The following is a 15,423-nucleotide window of genomic DNA, read 5'->3' as shown; positions in this document are numbered from 1 at the left end:
TCCGAAGGGGAATGTGTTGCAGGGCCACAGGGGGCCCGGAAGGCCGGTTTCGCTTGCCCGGGCACGCGGGACGCCTGACGGCGTGGGCCCGGCGCGGCTATGGTGCATTGCGAAAGTCGGCCAAAATCCGCTAAATTATAACTTTTTGGTCGCTCCCGGGCGCCACTTGCGTCGCGCGTCGCCACAAGCCGCGCCCGACCGCCCGCTTTTCCCCAGTCTAGACAGCGCGCACAGACCGGCCGCTTTCCAGTTTTGATCCCGTCCCCCCGGCCGCAAGGCCAACCCAGGAACCGTGTCGTCGTGAAACCGATTCAGAAGTCGAACAAGCTGCTCAACGTCTGCTACGACATCCGTGGCCCGGTGCTCGAGCACGCGAAGCGCCTCGAGGAAGAAGGCCACCGCATCATCAAGCTGAACATCGGCAACCTCGCGCCGTTCGGTTTCGATGCGCCGGACGAGATCATCCAGGACATGATCCGCAACCTGCCGACGTCGTCCGGCTATTCGGATTCGAAGGGCGTGTTCTCGGCGCGCAAGGCCGTGATGCACTACACGCAGGAAAAGGGCGTCGTGGGCGTCGGCCTCGACGACATCTACATCGGCAACGGCGCGTCCGAGCTGATCGTGATGGCGACCCAGGCGCTCCTGAACGACGGCGACGAAGTGCTGCTGCCCGCGCCCGACTACCCGCTGTGGACGGCGGCGGTCAGCCTGTCGGGCGGCACGCCGGTGCATTACATCTGCGACGAGCAGAACGCATGGATGCCCGATCTCGACGACATCCGCCGCAAGATCACGCCGAACACGAAGGCGATCGTCGTGATCAACCCGAACAACCCGACGGGCGCGCTTTATTCGGACGAATTGCTGCTCGAACTGCTCGAGATCGCGCGCCAGCACGGGCTGATCGTGTTCGCCGACGAGGTGTACGACAAGATCGTCTACGACGGCCTCGAGCACACGGCGCTGGGTTCGCTGTCGGAGGACGTGATCACCGTCACGTTCAACAGCCTGTCGAAGAGCTATCGCTCGTGCGGCTACCGCGCGGGCTGGATGGCCGTGTCGGGCCTCGGCGGCGACAACCGCCGGCGCGCGAAGGATTACCTCGAGGGGCTCGGCATCCTGTCGTCGATGCGCCTGTGCGCGAACGTGCCCGGGCAGTTCGCGATCCAGACGGCGCTCGGCGGCTACCAGAGCATCAACGAGCTGATCGTGCCGAGCGGGCGCCTGTACAAGCAGCGCGAACTCGCGTACGACATGCTCACGTCGATCCCGGGCGTGACCTGCGTGAAGCCGCAGGCCGCGCTGTACATGTTCCCGCGCCTCGACCCGAAGCTTTATCCGATCCAGAACGACCAGCAGTTCATTCTCGACCTGTTGCTCGAGGAGCGCGTACTGCTCGTGCAGGGCACGGGCTTCAACTGGACGACGCCGGACCACTTCCGCGTGGTCTTCCTGCCGAACCTCGACGACCTGACCGATTCGATCAACCGGATCGCACGCTTCCTCGACGGCTACCGCAAGCGCCATTCGGCCTGAGCGGCAGGGCCACACGGTACTCACTACTTCTTACTCATCGATCACACGCAGCATGGAACCGATCAAAGTTGGCCTGTTGGGCTTCGGCACGGTGGGCAGCGGCACCTTCACGGTGCTGGGCCGCAACCAGGAAGAAATCAAGCGACGCGCGGGGCGCGGTATCGAGGTGACGCGCATTGCGGTGCGCAACCCGGCCAAGGCGCTGGCTGCGCTCGGCGGCGATGCCGGCGCCGCGCAGATCACCGACGATTTCAACGCGGTCGTCGATGATCCGTCGATCGCGATCGTCGCCGAGATGATCGGCGGCACGGGCATCGCGCGCGACCTCGTGCTGCGCGCGATCGCGAACGGCAAGCATGTCGTGACGGCCAACAAGGCGCTGCTCGCGGTGCACGGCACCGAGATCTTCGAGGCCGCGCGCGCGAAGGGCGTGATGGTCGCGTTCGAAGCGGCCGTCGCCGGCGGCATCCCGATCATCAAGGCGCTGCGCGAAGGCCTGACCGCGAACCGCATCCAGTACATCGCGGGCATCATCAACGGCACGACCAACTACATCCTGTCGGAAATGCGCGATCGCGGGCTCGACTTCGCGACCGCGCTGAAGGCCGCGCAGGAGCTCGGCTACGCGGAAGCCGATCCGACCTTCGACATCGAAGGCGTCGACGCCGCGCACAAGGCGACGATCATGAGCGCGATCGCGTTCGGCGTGCCGGTGCAGTTCGACCGCGCATACGTCGAGGGCATCAGCAAGCTCGACGCGACCGACATCCGCTACGCGGAAGAGCTCGGCTACCGGATCAAGCTGCTCGGCATTGCGCGCCGCGCCGCAAACGGCATCGAGCTGCGCGTGCACCCGACGCTGATCCCGGAAAAGCGCCTGCTCGCGAACGTCGAGGGCGCGATGAACGCGGTCGTCGTGCACGGCGACGCGGTCGGCACGACGCTGTATTACGGCAAGGGCGCGGGCGCGGAGCCGACCGCGTCGGCCGTGGTCGCGGATCTCGTCGACGTCACGCGCCTGCACACGGCGGACCCGGAGCATCGCGTGCCGCATCTCGCGTTCCAGCCGGACAGCCTGTCGAACACGCCGATCCTGCCGATCGAGGAAGTGACGAGCGGCTACTACCTGCGCCTGCGCGTCGCCGACCAGACGGGCGTGCTGGCCGACATCACGCGCATCCTCGCCGCGTCGGGCATCTCGATCGACGCGCTGCTGCAGAAGGAATCCGAGCAGATCGACGGCGCGAACGGCGAGACCGACATCATCCTGATCACGCACGAGACGGTCGAGAAAAACGTCAACGCGGCGATCGCGCAGATCGAGAGCCTCTCGACGGTGGTCTCGAAGGTAACGAAGCTGCGCATGGAAGCGCTGAACTGAGGACGGAAGGCGACATGAACTACATCTCCACGCGCGGCGCCGGCATCGGCGAGCGCCACACGTTCTCCGACATCCTGCTCGGCGGCCTCGCGAAGGACGGCGGTCTGTACCTGCCGTCCGAATATCCGAAGGTGTCGGCCGACGAGCTCGCGCGCTGGCGCACGCTGCCGTATGCGGATCTCGCGTTCGAGATCCTGTCGAAGTTCTGCGACGACGTGCCGGCCGACGACCTGCGCGCGATCACGCGCCGCACGTACACGGCCGACGTGTACCGCAACACGCGCCATGGCGAGAACGCGTCCGACATCACGCCGCTGAAGACGCTCGGCACCGAGAACGGTGCGGCGCTGTCGCTGCTGGAACTGTCGAACGGCCCGACGCTCGCGTTCAAGGACATGGCGATGCAGCTGCTCGGCAGCCTGTTCGAGTACACGCTCGCGAAGCACGGGCAGACGCTGAACATTCTCGGCGCGACGTCCGGCGACACGGGCAGCGCGGCCGAATACGCGATGCGCGGCAAGGCCGGCGTGCGCGTGTTCATGCTGTCGCCGCACAAGAAGATGAGCGCGTTCCAGACGGCCCAGATGTTCAGCCTGCAGGATCCGAACATCTTCAACCTCGCGGTCGAGGGCGTGTTCGATGACTGCCAGGACATCGTGAAGGCGGTGTCGAACGATCACGCGTTCAAGGCGCAGCAGAAGATCGGCACGGTCAACTCGATCAACTGGGCGCGCGTCGTCGCGCAGGTCGTGTATTACTTCAAGGGCTACTTCGCGGCGACGCAGTCCAACGACGAGCGCGTGTCGTTTACGGTGCCGTCGGGCAACTTCGGCAACGTCTGCGCGGGCCACATCGCGCGGATGATGGGCCTGCCGATCGCGAAGCTCGTGGTCGCGACCAACGAGAACGACGTGCTCGACGAGTTCTTCCGCACGGGCGCGTATCGCGTGCGCAGCGCCGAGAACACCTATCACACGAGCAGCCCGAGCATGGACATCTCGAAGGCATCGAACTTCGAGCGCTTCGTGTTCGACCTGCTCGGCCGCGATCCGGCGCGCGTGATGCAGCTGTTCCGCGACGTCGAGGAGAAAGGCGGCTTCGATCTCGCGGCGAGCGGCGATTTCGCACGGGTCGCCGAGTTCGGTTTCGTGTCGGGCCGCAGCAGCCACACGGACCGCATCGCGACGATCCGCGACGTGTTCTCGCGTTACGACACGATGATCGATACGCACACGGCCGACGGCGTGAAGGTCGCGCGCGAGCATCTCGACGCGGGCGTGCCGATGGTCGTGCTCGAGACCGCACAGCCGATCAAGTTCGGCGAGACGATTCGCGAGGCGCTCGATCGCGAAGCCGAACGTCCGGCCGCATTCGACGGGCTCGAGGCGCTGCCGCAGCGTTTCGAGGTCGTGAAGGCCGACGCGCAGCAGGTGAAGGACTTCATCGCCGCCCATACGGGCGCATGACGCGTGGCCGGGCCGCGGGCCCGGCAGCGCAGGACGGCCGGAATGCCGATTCGTCGAACGGATCGGGGTTCCGGCCGTTTCGTTTGGCGGTGCCGCGCCGCGCGGCTGCGGTCAAACCGGCATCGCGCGTGAAACAAGTGCCAGACCCGCGCGTTCGCGCGAATCACAGTTTCCGCATGTCCGCCATATCGCGCGTCCGCGCGACGGCGTCGCTACAATGACGTATTGCATCCAACGATCCCCGATTCCATCGATGTCGAACCCGAATCCCGCGGCGCCGCGCGCGCCGATGCTGTCGACCGCCGAGGCGCTCGCCGCGCTGCTCGATGCCGCGAAGCCGTTGCCCGGCGTCGAAACCGTCGCCACGCTCGATGCGCTCGGCCGCGTGCTGGCGGCCGACGTGAGCTCGCCGCTCGACGTGCCGCCGATGCATACGAGCGCGATGGACGGCTATGCGGTGCGCGTCGCCGACCTGCTGCATGGCGAGCGGCGTTTGCCGGTGTCGCAGCGCATTCCGGCGGGCCATCCGGCCGCGCCGCTCGTTGCCGGCACGGCCGCGCGGATCTTCACCGGCGCGACGGTGCCGCCCGGCGCCGACGCTGTCGTGATGCAGGAGCAGGCGTCGGCCGACGGCGATGCGGTCGAGATCCTGCACACGCCGAAGGCCGGTGAATGGATCACCGCGCAGGGCGCGGATATCCGGCAGGGCTCGGTGATCCTGCCGGCCGGCACGCGGCTCACGCCGCAGGCGCTCGGTCTTGCCGCATCGGTCGGCTGCGCGCAGTTGCTGGTCGCGCGGCGGATTCGCGTCGCGGTGTTCTTCACCGGCGACGAACTGACGATGCCGGGCGAGCCGCTGAAGCCTGGCGCGATCTACAACTCGAACCGCTTCACGCTGCGCGGGCTGCTGGAGCGGCTCGGCTGCCACGTGACCGACTACGGGATCGTGCCCGATTCGCTCGCCGCGACGCGCGACACGCTGCGCGCGGCCGCGCGCGATCACGACGTGATCCTGACGAGCGGCGGCGTGTCGGTCGGCGACGAGGATCACGTGAAGCCGGCCGTCGAGGCCGAAGGGCGGCTCGCGCTGTGGCAGATCGCGATGAAGCCCGGCAAGCCGCTTGCCTACGGCGCGGTGCGCCGCGGCGACGATCGCCCCGACGCGCACTTCATCGGGCTGCCCGGTAACCCGGTGTCGAGTTTCGTCACGTTCCTGCTGTTCGTGCGGCCGTTCCTGCTGCGCCTGTCCGGCGTGCGCGACGTCGCGCCGCGCGCGCTGTCGCTGCGCGCCGACTTCTCGCAACGCAAGGGCGACCGCCGCAACGAATTCCTGCGTGCCCGCGTGAACGCGGCCGGCGGCCTCGACCTGTTCCCGAACCAGAGTTCGGCGGTGCTGACGTCGACGGTGTGGGGCGACGGCCTGATCGACAATCCGCCGCAGCACGCGATCAGCGCCGGCGAGACCGTGCGTTTCATTCCGTTTTCCGAACTGCTGTCGTAACGCGACGGCTTCCCGAACCATGAAGATTCAGCTGAAATTTTTTGCAAGCGTACGCGAGGCACTCGGTGTGGCCGACGAGCAGGCCGATGTGCCGGACAGCGTCACGACCGTGGGCGACGTGCGCGCATGGCTGCGCGTGCGCGGCGGGGCATGGGCCGAGACGCTCGCGGAAGGGCGCGCGCTGCGCATGGCGTGCAATCACGAGATGACCGATCCCGATACGCGGCTCACCGAAGGCTGCGAAGTGGCGTTCTTTCCGCCGGTGACGGGCGGTTGAGGCACCGGCAATGGCAACGGTACGAATCCAGACCGACGACTTCGACCTGAACGCCGAGGTCGCGGCATTGCGTGCGCGCAACCCGAAGATCGGCGCGGTCGCGTGCTTCGTCGGCACGGTGCGCGATCTGAACGAAGGTGATGCGGTTGCCGCGATGGAACTCGAGCACTATCCGGGGATGACCGAGAAGGCGCTCGAGAAGATTGCCGCCGAGGCCGGCCGGCGCTGGCCGGGCATCGACGTCGCGATCGTGCATCGCGTCGGCAGGCTCCTGCCGCTCGACCAGATCGTGATGGTCGCCACGGTTGCGTCGCACCGCGGCGACGCGTTCGCGTCGTGCGAGTTCGTGATGGACTACCTGAAGACCGAAGCGCCGTTCTGGAAGAAGGAAACCACGCCGGACGGCGAGCGCTGGGTCGACGCGCGCAGTACCGACGATGCCGCGCTCGCGCGCTGGGGGATCGAATCGGGCAATACACGACGCTGAGCGCGGCGTCGGCATCGTGCGGCAAGGTGCCGCATGCATGCAAGCGCCGCGCGCGACGGCAACCCGTGACGGCAACCCGTTATGCGTCCGGATCGGTGCTGCGCCCGATGATCTTCGTCGGAAACGGCTCGCCGCGGGCACGCGACGGCAACGCGTGCGGATCGTCGCCCCCGTCGTCCCCGCCGCGGCGGCGCGGTGCGATCGCGTCGAGCAGCGCCTGCTGCTCGGGCGGAATCCGGTAATCCCAGCCGAAGCGGCTCAACTGCAGGCTCTGTGCGATCCGCAGCGCCGGCTCCATGAAGCGGATCGCCGCGGGCGGTGCGTAGCGCGCCTCGACGGTCTTCAGGAACAGCGACAGCCAGCGGCTGAAATGGGCCGGCTCGATCCCGCCGAGCGGCTGGTGCGCCTGCTGCACGTTGCCGCGATAGCCCTTGGTGCCGAGCACGAGGCTCGACCAGAACGTGACCATCTTCGGCAGGTGGTCGTCCCAGCGGCCGGCCAGCCTTGCGTCGAACACGGGCCCGAGCAGCGGATCGGTGCGCACGCGGTCGTAGAACGCGTAGACGAGATCGCGGATGTTTTCTTCGGTCGGCTCGGCGTCGCGAGGGCGGGCCGGTGCGGGTTCGGGCGAGGCAGGCAGGACGGTCATGGCAAAAAAGGGCCGGGAGAGACAGACAACGACGGGGCGGCGGCGGCGGCATCGGGCAGGACGCCGGCCGGATTTTGACGCAAAATAGCGACCAACGACCCCTGAAAAACGTGTAGATGTCACGCATCTTATTGCGCGCGCGCCATCCCGGCAACCCGGGGCCGCGGAACAGGGCTGTCGACCGGCCCCGTGCGCATCCCGATCGGCCCGGCTCACGTAAATGGGACACGATCGATCTCTTCCGTATTCACCCATGAGACTCACCGACTACACCGACTATTCGCTGCGCGTGATGCTTTACCTTGCCGTGCGCGGCGAGGGACTCGCGACGATCCAGGAGATCTCGGACGCCTACGGCATCTCGAAGAACCATCTGATGAAAGTCGTGCAGCAGCTCGGCGAGCTGGGATGGGTCGACACCGTTCGCGGCCGCAATGGCGGGCTGAGGCTGTTCCCCGAATCGCTGCAACTGACCGTCGGTCAGGTCGTGCGCGCAACCGAGAGCGATTTCGCGCTGGTCGGCTGCTTTTCGGCCGAAGGTGAGTCGCGCGGCTGCGTGATCGAGCCGCAGTGTCGCCTGAAGGGCGTACTGGCGGCCGCGCGCGATGCGTTCTTCGCCGAACTCGACCGTCACACGCTCGGTGAACTGGTCGAACCCGCTGCGCCGCTCATGGCGCTGCTCGGCATTCGCCCGGCCGTGCGCGTGCATCCCGCCGCGCCGTTGCCGGAAGACGCGCCCGTGTCCGTCGAGCCGCCGTCGACGGGCGGCTGATACGCGAGCGCCGTGCCCTGCGACCCGGCAGCGGCCCGTCCCGGGACCGCTTCGAGGATATCCATCGATTTTTGCGCTGAATCAACCCGAATTACGCTTGAAAGCCGCATAACCATCCTCACCTTGGTGTTAATCGAAAATTGGAGGTCTCGACAAAATGAGAATCGACAAGCTCACCACCAAGTTCCAGGAAGCACTCGCTGACGCGCAAAGCCTTGCGGCCGGCCGCGACAATCAATACATCGAACCCGTTCACGTGCTGGCCGCGCTGGTTGCGCAGCAGGACGGTTCCGCCCGCTCGCTGATGTCGCGCGCGGGTGTTCACATCCAGGCGCTGCAAGGCGCGCTGAACGAAGCGATCTCGCGCCTGCCGCAAGTGACGGGCACGGGCGGCGACATCCAGATCGGCCGCGAACTGGCCGGGCTGCTGAACCAGGCCGACAAGGAAGCGCAGAAGCTCAACGACACGTTCATCGCGAGCGAAATGTTCCTGCTCGCCGTGTCCGACGACAAGGGCGAAGCCGGCAAGCTCGCGCGCCAGCACGGCCTCACGCGCAAGTCGCTCGAAGCCGCGATCGCCGCGGTGCGCGGCGGCTCGCAGGTGCACAGCCAGGATGCGGAAAGCCAGCGCGAGGCGCTGAAGAAGTACACGGTCGACCTGACCGAGCGCGCCCGTGCGGGCAAGCTCGATCCGGTGATCGGCCGCGACGACGAAATCCGCCGTTCGATCCAGATCCTGCAGCGCCGCACCAAGAACAACCCGGTGCTGATCGGCGAGCCGGGCGTCGGCAAGACCGCGATCGTCGAAGGGCTCGCGCAGCGGATCGTCAACGGCGAGGTGCCGGAGACGCTGAAGGGCAAGCGCGTGCTGTCGCTCGACATGGCCGCGCTGCTCGCCGGCGCGAAGTATCGCGGTGAATTCGAGGAGCGCCTGAAGGCGGTGCTCAACGACATCGCGAAGGACGAAGGCCAGACGATCGTCTTCATCGACGAAATCCACACGATGGTCGGCGCGGGCAAGGCCGAAGGCGCGATGGATGCGGGCAACATGCTGAAGCCGGCGCTGTCGCGCGGCGAGCTGCACTGCATCGGCGCGACCACGCTCGACGAATACCGCAAGTACATCGAGAAGGATGCCGCGCTCGAGCGCCGCTTCCAGAAGGTGCTCGTCGACGAGCCGAGCGTCGAGGCGACGATCGCGATCCTGCGCGGGCTGCAGGAGAAGTACGAACTGCACCACGGCGTCGACATCACCGATCCGGCGATCGTCGCCGCGGCCGAACTGTCGCACCGCTACATCACCGATCGTTTCCTGCCCGACAAGGCCATCGACCTGATCGACGAAGCCGCTTCGAAGATCAAGATGGAAATCGATTCGAAGCCCGAAGAGATGGACAAGCTCGACCGCCGGCTGATCCAGCTGAAGATCGAGCGCGAAGCCGTGAAGAAGGAGCAGGACGAAGCATCGCAGAAGCGCCTGCAGCTGATCGAGGAAGAGATCGAGCGCCTCGGCCGCGAATATGCGGACCTCGAGGAGATCTGGACCGCCGAGAAGGCCGCGGTGCAGGGCAGCGCGCAGTTGAAGGAAGAGATCGAGAAGGTGCGTGCGGACATCGCGCGTCTGCAGCGCGACGGCAAGCTGGAGAAGGTCGCCGAGCTGCAGTACGGCAAGCTGCCGCAGCTCGAGGCACAGCTGAAGCAGGTCACGCAGGCCGAAGAGCAGGAGCAGCACAACCCGACGCGGCCGCGCCTGCTGCGCACGCAGGTCGGTGCCGAGGAAATCGCGGAAGTCGTGTCGCGTTCGACCGGGATTCCGGTGTCGCGGATGATGCAGGGCGAACGCGAGAAGCTGCTGCACATCGAGGAAAAGCTGCACGAGCGCGTGGTCGGCCAGGATGAGGCGATCAGCGCGGTGGCCGACGCGATCCGCCGTTCGCGCGCGGGTCTCGCCGATCCGAACCGTCCGTACGGCTCGTTCCTGTTCCTCGGTCCGACGGGTGTCGGCAAGACCGAGCTGTGCAAGGCGCTGGCGACGTTCCTGTTCGATTCGGAAGAGCATCTGATCCGCATCGACATGAGCGAGTTCATGGAGAAGCACAGCGTCGCGCGGCTGATCGGCGCGCCGCCGGGTTATGTCGGTTACGAGGAAGGCGGTTACCTGACGGAAGCCGTGCGCCGCAAGCCGTACAGCGTGATCCTGCTCGACGAGATCGAGAAGGCGCATCCGGACGTGTTCAACGTGCTGCTGCAGGTGCTCGACGACGGCCGCATGACCGACGGGCAGGGGCGCACGGTCGACTTCAAGAACACGGTGATCGTGATGACGTCGAACCTCGGCTCGCAGGTGATCCAGGCGATGACGGGCGCGCCGCAGGAAGAGATCAAGGACGCGGTGTGGCTCGAGGTGAAGCAGCATTTCCGCCCCGAGTTCCTGAACCGGATCGACGACGTCGTCGTGTTCCATGCGCTCGACCGCAGCAACATCGAGTCGATCGCGAAGATCCAGCTCGCCCGCCTGCACGACCGGCTCGCGAAGCTCGACATGGCGCTCGACGTGTCGCCGGCGGCGCTCGAACAGATCGGCAAGGTCGGCTACGATCCGCTGTTCGGTGCGCGGCCGCTGAAGCGCGCGATCCAGCAGGAGATCGAGAACCCGGTCGCGAAGCTCATCCTCGCGGGCCGTTTCGGTCCGAAGGACGTGATTCCGGTCGACGTCAACGACGGCAAGTTTGTGTTCGACCGCGTCGTTCACTGATCGCCTGCCATCGGCTGCCCGCCCGGTTCGCGCCGGGCGCGCAAAAACAAACACCCCGCCTCGGCGGGGTGTTTGCTTATGGGGCGGCCGAAACCGCCGCCGGGGCCGTCAGCCGGCGTGGTGCGGGCTCAGCCCTGCTTGTTGCCGCCGAACATGCCGGCGAGTTGCGTGAGCGTGCCGAGCACGTTCGACGTATCGACCTGGCCGCCTGCCGGCACTTCGCCGTTCGGCGTCGCGCCGTTGACGACGTGCGGCAGCACCTGCGCGAGGATCGACGAAGCCTGCGACGGATCGATGCCGACCTTGCTCGCGAGCGAGCCGACGACGTCGGAGCCGAGCACGTTCTGCAGCGTGTCTGCCGAGATCGGCTGGTTTTCGCCGTTGCCGACCCACGAGCCGATGATGTCGCCGGCGCCGCCTGCCTTGAATTTCTCGATCAGGCCGTTCAGGCCGCCCGGCTGGTTGTTGATGAATTCGAGCGCGGTCGTGATCAGCGCGCTTTGCGAGTTGCCGCCGGCCTGGCCGCCGAGCAGACCGCCAACGATGTCGAGGAGACCCATGGTGCTTCACCTTTACTGAAAAGGGCGTCGTGACGACGACGCCCGTTGAACGAATGCCGCGCGCACGCCGTCGCGCGCGCGGCGCACATCAGGCGCCCGACGCCGCGGCGGCGGAGGCTGCCTTGTCCTTCTTGTTTTTCTTCTTCGAACCCTTCGTCGCCTTGGTCGACGACGCCGCGGCCGGTGCGCTCGCACCCGCGTCGGCGGATGCCGCTGCGGCCGCGGCGGCCTTTTCCTTCTTCGACGCGCGCTTGGTCTTGGCCGGTTTCGCCGCCGTGTCCGGCGCGCTTGCCGCCGGTGCCGGCGCAGTGGCCGTCGTACCGGCCGTTGCGGTCGTGGACGTCGACGCGGTGCCTGCCGACGTCGTTGCCGACGGGGTCGCCGGTGTCGTCGCGGCCGGCTTCGACAGCTTCACGCCCTTCGGCGGCGTCGACGAGCCGCCGATCGTCAGGCCGTTTTCCTCGAGATGGCCGACCGACTTCGTGCCGAGGCCCTTTACGCGGTTCGCGAGATCGTCCGCGTCCTTGAACGGGCCGTTCTTGGTGCGTTCGTCGATGATCGCCTTCGACTTCACCGGCCCGAGACCCTTCACGGATTCGAGCGCGGCCTGGTCGGCCGTGTTGACTTCGACGGCCGCGGCAAGGCCTGCGGCGAGTGACAGCGACAGCGCGACGAACAGCATCAGCAGCTTTTTCAGCATGGCAAAGGCTCCCTGGTTCTGATTCTGACGGATGAATGGCTGTTGCAACGGACGGCGGGCGAGACTTGGCCGGGCGTCGCCGTTAAGCATAGGACAAATGCGTGCCCTTTTTAAGACAGGCTGACCGAATCTTGCTGAAGGCTTGCGGCGCTGTAAAGACCGAAACCCGTGCCGGGCGGCGGTTTTGACCATTCTTTACGGTGTCGCGGGGTGTCGTGGGTCGTCGTCGCGCTGGCCGTTCAAAAGCGCTTGACTTAGAGTTGACTCTAACTCCTAACCTTGTTCCTGCCATGTCGAAAACCGTATCCAAACCTTCCGCCACCGGCCCGCTGACGATCGGGCAAGTCGCCGAGCTGACCGGCTTGTCCACGCATACGCTGCGCTACTACGAGCAGGCCGGCCTGCTGCGTGCGATTTCGCGCACGGCGGCCGGGCACCGGCTCTATGCGCCGGCCGACCTTGACTGGCTGGCCTTCGTGATGCGCCTGAAGGCGACCGGCATGCCGATCGCGCAGATGCAGGAATTCGCGGCGCTGCGCGCGCAGGGCGAGCCGACCTTCGGTGCGCGGCGCAACCTGCTGGTCACGCATCGCGACGCGGTGCGCGCGCATCTCGCGGAGTTGCAGGCGAGCCTCGACGTGATCAGCGACAAGATCGCGTACTACGAGGCACAGGAGCGTGATGCGGCACGACGGGCAAAACCCTCTCACTCCCCATCGGAACAGGACGAACACCATGGAACGACTCGTTGAGGACCGCTACACGCGCGGCTGGAACAAACTGAAGGAAATCGACGGGGAGGTGGGCGAACGCGTGATCGCGGCGCTTGCGCCGATCGCCCCGGACTTCGCACGGCTGCTGGTCGAGTTCGGCTTCGGCGACATCTACAGCCGGCCGCAACTCGACCTGAAGGCGCGCGAGATCGCGACGATCTCGGCACTGGCCGCGCTCGGCAATGCGCAGCCGCAGTTGAAGGTGCATATCGAGGCCGCGCTGAACGTGGGCTGCACGCGCGACGAGATCGTCGAGGTGTTCATGCAGATGTCCGTGTACGCGGGTTTCCCGGCCGCGCTCAACGCGCTGTTCGCGGCGCGCGAGGTGTTCGCGCGGCTCGACGAAGCGGCCGCAGAGGAAAACGACGCGAACGACGCGCACGACGCGGTCGGGCAGCTCGCGTGACGGGGCACGCGTCGGCACCCGCGCGTCACGCGCGGTGCGGCGCGATGATCCGGTGCTTCGCGATGCGCCGGTACAACGTCGCGCGCGAGATGCCGAGCGCCTGCGCGGCGGCGTCGGGCCGCCAGCGGTGCGCGGTGAGCGCGGCGACGATGCGGCCGCGCTCGTCGTCAGGCAGGGTGCCGATCGACGCGCCGCCGAGCTGCGCGGCGATATCGGCCGGCAGATCCTGTCGCGTCACGCGCGCGGCGTCGCACACCGCGCACGCATAGCGCAGCACGTTGCGCAACTGCCGGACGTTGCCGGGCCACGGATACGCGGCGAGCTGTTCCGCGAGCGTTGCATCGAGTGTCAGCACGTGGCCGGTTGCCTGCGCCTCCTCGGCGAACACGGTGGCGATCACGTCGCGCACGTCCGCGCGCGCGCGCAGCGGCGGCAGTTCGAACGTCGCGCCGCTCAGCCGGTAGTACAGATCCTCGCGGAACGTGCCGTCGGCCACCATGCGCGCGAGATCGCGGTGCGTCGCGCAGATTACGTCGAGATCGACGCGCACGGGCGTATCGCTGCCGAGCGGCACGACCTCGCCATCGGCGAGCACGCGCAACAGGCGTGTCTGCAGCGCGAGCGGCATGTCGCCGATTTCGTCGAGGAACAGCGTGCCGCCGTCGGCGAGCGCGATCTTGCCACGTGCGCCGTGCTTGCGTGCGCCGGTAAACGCACCGGCCGCATAACCGAACAATTCACTCTCGATCAGTGCTTCCGGCAGTGCGCCGCAGTTGACGGCGACGAACGGCCGCGCGCGCCGCGCGCCGGCGTCGTGGATCGCGCGCGCGAACACTTCCTTGCCCGCACCGGTCTCGCCGAGCACGAGAATCGGCAACCGCTTGCTCGCGACACGCAACGCGAGTTCGGCCTGTTGCGCGATATGCGCATCACTGCTGTGCAGGAACGGCGTCAGCGCGCCGACGTGGCGTTGCGTGGTGCCCGGGCGGCGCGAGGCCGTGCCGGGCTCGCGGCCGGTGCGCCGTAGCGGCGCGCGCAGCCGCGCATAGAGCGGCGCGCCGGTCGCGCGCAGCCGCAGCGCGACGATCGCATCGAGCCGCGCGGCATCGCGCAGCGGCATCTCGGTCGCATCGAAGATCTCGTCGATATGGCGCGGTTCGCGCAGTGCCGGCAGCGCGTCGCGCGCCTGCCGGTTCGCGGCGACGATATTGCCGCATTCGTCGAACGCGATCAGCCACTCGGGTTGCGCTTCGACGTAGTGACGATTCGGATGCCCGAACAGGATCCAGTGCTGCGCGGTGCTGTGCACGAAGTAGCCGTCCTCGATCAGTGCCGCGCTCTGCCGCACGAGCTGATAGACGAGACGCTGGCTGTCGCGACCGTCGGGCGATTGAACGGCCGACGCGTCGAGCACGCCGATCAGCTCGCCGCCCGGCGAGAAGATCGGCGCCGCGCTGCAGGTGAGCGTCGTGAAGGCCGCGCGAAAGTGATCGGTCTTGTGCACGGTGATCGGCGCGAGATCGGTCAGCACGTTCGCGACACCGCAGGTGCCTTCTTCGCTTTCCGACCAGCACGAGCCGATGTGCAGCCCCGCGTGGCGGAAGTCGTTGCGGCGCTCGCGGTCGATCCGGTAGTCGATCGTCACGCCGTGCGCGTCGGTCAGCATCACGCAGTAGTCGGCGACGCGGATCATGTCGTGCAGCCGCGTCAGGCACTGGCCCGACGCGCGCAGGAAGGCCTCTTCCTTGTCGCGCACTTCGCGCAGCTCCGCCGCGGTCAGCACGCGCGGGCCGATCGACGAAGCGGGGTCGAGACGGTAGCGCTCGAGCGACCGTTGCCACGATGACACGAGGCGCGTGGATTCGGCCGGCGCGGGCAGGCGTCCGGCGAGCGCGCCGAGCACACGGTCGGCGTGCTGGGCCTGGGGGACGGCGTAAGGCATGGTCGGCTCCGGTTCCGTACGGCGGGGAATGCGATGTTCTTGTAGCACATCCCGTTCGACGGATCACATTGCATCGCAGCACGCGGCGGGCGTGAGACGTTCGTCTCACCGGTATCGCGCGCTGTCTCGTGTCGCTGAGACGCGCGCATGTGCGGCATGCGCGGATCGTCCGGCATGACGCGGCCCGCGCGGCGCCGCGACAGCGCGGGGTTTGC

At 67.3% G+C, this 15,423-nt stretch carries 14 protein-coding genes; 10 read left to right on the top strand and 4 right to left on the bottom strand.

The features are described 5' to 3' along the window. Positions 1–300: 300 nt before the first annotated feature. The 6 genes from VK92_RS05900 (at position 301) to VK92_RS05875 (ending at position 6,651) form a co-directional block, all read left to right on the top strand. The gene (locus VK92_RS05900) at positions 301–1,539 is read left to right on the top strand and encodes a pyridoxal phosphate-dependent aminotransferase (protein ID WP_021156506.1); all 1,239 of its coding nucleotides are present in this window, start codon (positions 301–303) and stop codon (positions 1,537–1,539) included. Positions 1,540–1,591: 52 nt separating this feature from the next. Next, positions 1,592–2,920 carry a homoserine dehydrogenase gene (locus VK92_RS05895; RefSeq protein WP_021156505.1) on the top strand — a complete coding sequence of 443 codons (1,329 nt, stop codon included), beginning with the start codon at positions 1,592–1,594 and terminating at the stop codon, positions 2,918–2,920. A gap of 14 nt (positions 2,921–2,934) precedes the next feature. Continuing rightward, positions 2,935–4,386, top strand: coding sequence for a threonine synthase (gene thrC / locus VK92_RS05890; RefSeq protein ID WP_021156504.1), 1,452 nt, complete (start codon positions 2,935–2,937; stop codon positions 4,384–4,386). 253 nt (positions 4,387–4,639) lie between these two features. After that, positions 4,640–5,887: a molybdopterin molybdotransferase MoeA gene (locus VK92_RS05885; protein ID WP_048021055.1), complete on the top strand. Its 1,248-nt coding sequence runs from the start codon at positions 4,640–4,642 to the stop codon at positions 5,885–5,887. 19 nt (positions 5,888–5,906) lie between these two features. Further along, positions 5,907–6,164, top strand: coding sequence for a molybdopterin converting factor subunit 1 (moaD, locus tag VK92_RS05880; protein ID WP_011352296.1), 258 nt, complete (start codon positions 5,907–5,909; stop codon positions 6,162–6,164). 10 nt (positions 6,165–6,174) lie between these two features. Further along, positions 6,175–6,651 carry a molybdenum cofactor biosynthesis protein MoaE gene (locus VK92_RS05875; protein ID WP_021156501.1) on the top strand — a complete coding sequence of 159 codons (477 nt, stop codon included), beginning with the start codon at positions 6,175–6,177 and terminating at the stop codon, positions 6,649–6,651. A gap of 79 nt (positions 6,652–6,730) precedes the next feature. On the opposite strand, the gene VK92_RS05870 is transcribed toward VK92_RS05875, so the two are convergent. Next, a complete protein-coding gene (locus tag VK92_RS05870; protein WP_048021057.1) occupies positions 6,731–7,300 on the bottom strand; it encodes a group III truncated hemoglobin in 570 nt (189 codons plus the stop codon). 253 nt (positions 7,301–7,553) lie between these two features. On the opposite strand from VK92_RS05870, the gene VK92_RS05865 reads away from it, so the two are divergent. Together VK92_RS05865 and clpB are read left to right on the top strand one after the other, a co-directional pair. Continuing rightward, the gene (locus tag VK92_RS05865; RefSeq protein WP_048021059.1) at positions 7,554–8,072 is read left to right on the top strand and encodes an Rrf2 family transcriptional regulator; all 519 of its coding nucleotides are present in this window, start codon (positions 7,554–7,556) and stop codon (positions 8,070–8,072) included. Between the two features lie 157 nt (positions 8,073–8,229). Next, entirely contained in the window at positions 8,230–10,827 is a 2,598-nt protein-coding gene (gene clpB / locus VK92_RS05860) for an ATP-dependent chaperone ClpB (RefSeq protein ID WP_021156498.1), read from the top strand. A 128-nt stretch (positions 10,828–10,955) separates the two neighbouring features. On the opposite strand, the gene VK92_RS05855 is transcribed toward clpB, so the two are convergent. Next, the gene (locus tag VK92_RS05855; protein ID WP_021156497.1) at positions 10,956–11,387 is read right to left on the bottom strand and encodes a YidB family protein; all 432 of its coding nucleotides are present in this window, start codon (positions 11,385–11,387) and stop codon (positions 10,956–10,958) included. Positions 11,388–11,475: 88 nt separating this feature from the next. Then, complete coding sequence (locus VK92_RS05850; protein ID WP_048021061.1) at positions 11,476–12,087, bottom strand: ComEA family DNA-binding protein; 612 nt, start codon at positions 12,085–12,087, stop codon at positions 11,476–11,478. Between the two features lie 290 nt (positions 12,088–12,377). Here VK92_RS05850 and VK92_RS05845 point away from each other — a divergent pair, with 290 nt between their 5' ends. Beyond that, complete coding sequence (locus tag VK92_RS05845) at positions 12,378–12,839, top strand: MerR family transcriptional regulator (protein WP_048021063.1); 462 nt, start codon at positions 12,378–12,380, stop codon at positions 12,837–12,839. After that, entirely contained in the window at positions 12,823–13,266 is a 444-nt protein-coding gene (locus VK92_RS05840; protein ID WP_048021065.1) for a carboxymuconolactone decarboxylase family protein, read from the top strand. The genes VK92_RS05845 and VK92_RS05840 overlap by 17 nt, the downstream gene beginning before the upstream one ends. A gap of 25 nt (positions 13,267–13,291) precedes the next feature. Here VK92_RS05840 and VK92_RS05835 read toward each other — a convergent pair whose 3' ends face one another. Then, entirely contained in the window at positions 13,292–15,208 is a 1,917-nt protein-coding gene (locus VK92_RS05835; RefSeq protein WP_048021067.1) for a sigma-54-dependent Fis family transcriptional regulator, read from the bottom strand. Positions 15,209–15,423 lie beyond the last annotated feature (215 nt).

The sequence above is a fragment of the Burkholderia sp. LK4 genome, assembly GCF_001043615.1.
In the GTDB taxonomy this organism is placed as follows: domain Bacteria; phylum Pseudomonadota; class Gammaproteobacteria; order Burkholderiales; family Burkholderiaceae; genus Burkholderia; species Burkholderia cepacia.
This window is presented reverse-complemented; position numbering and strand designations above follow the sequence as displayed.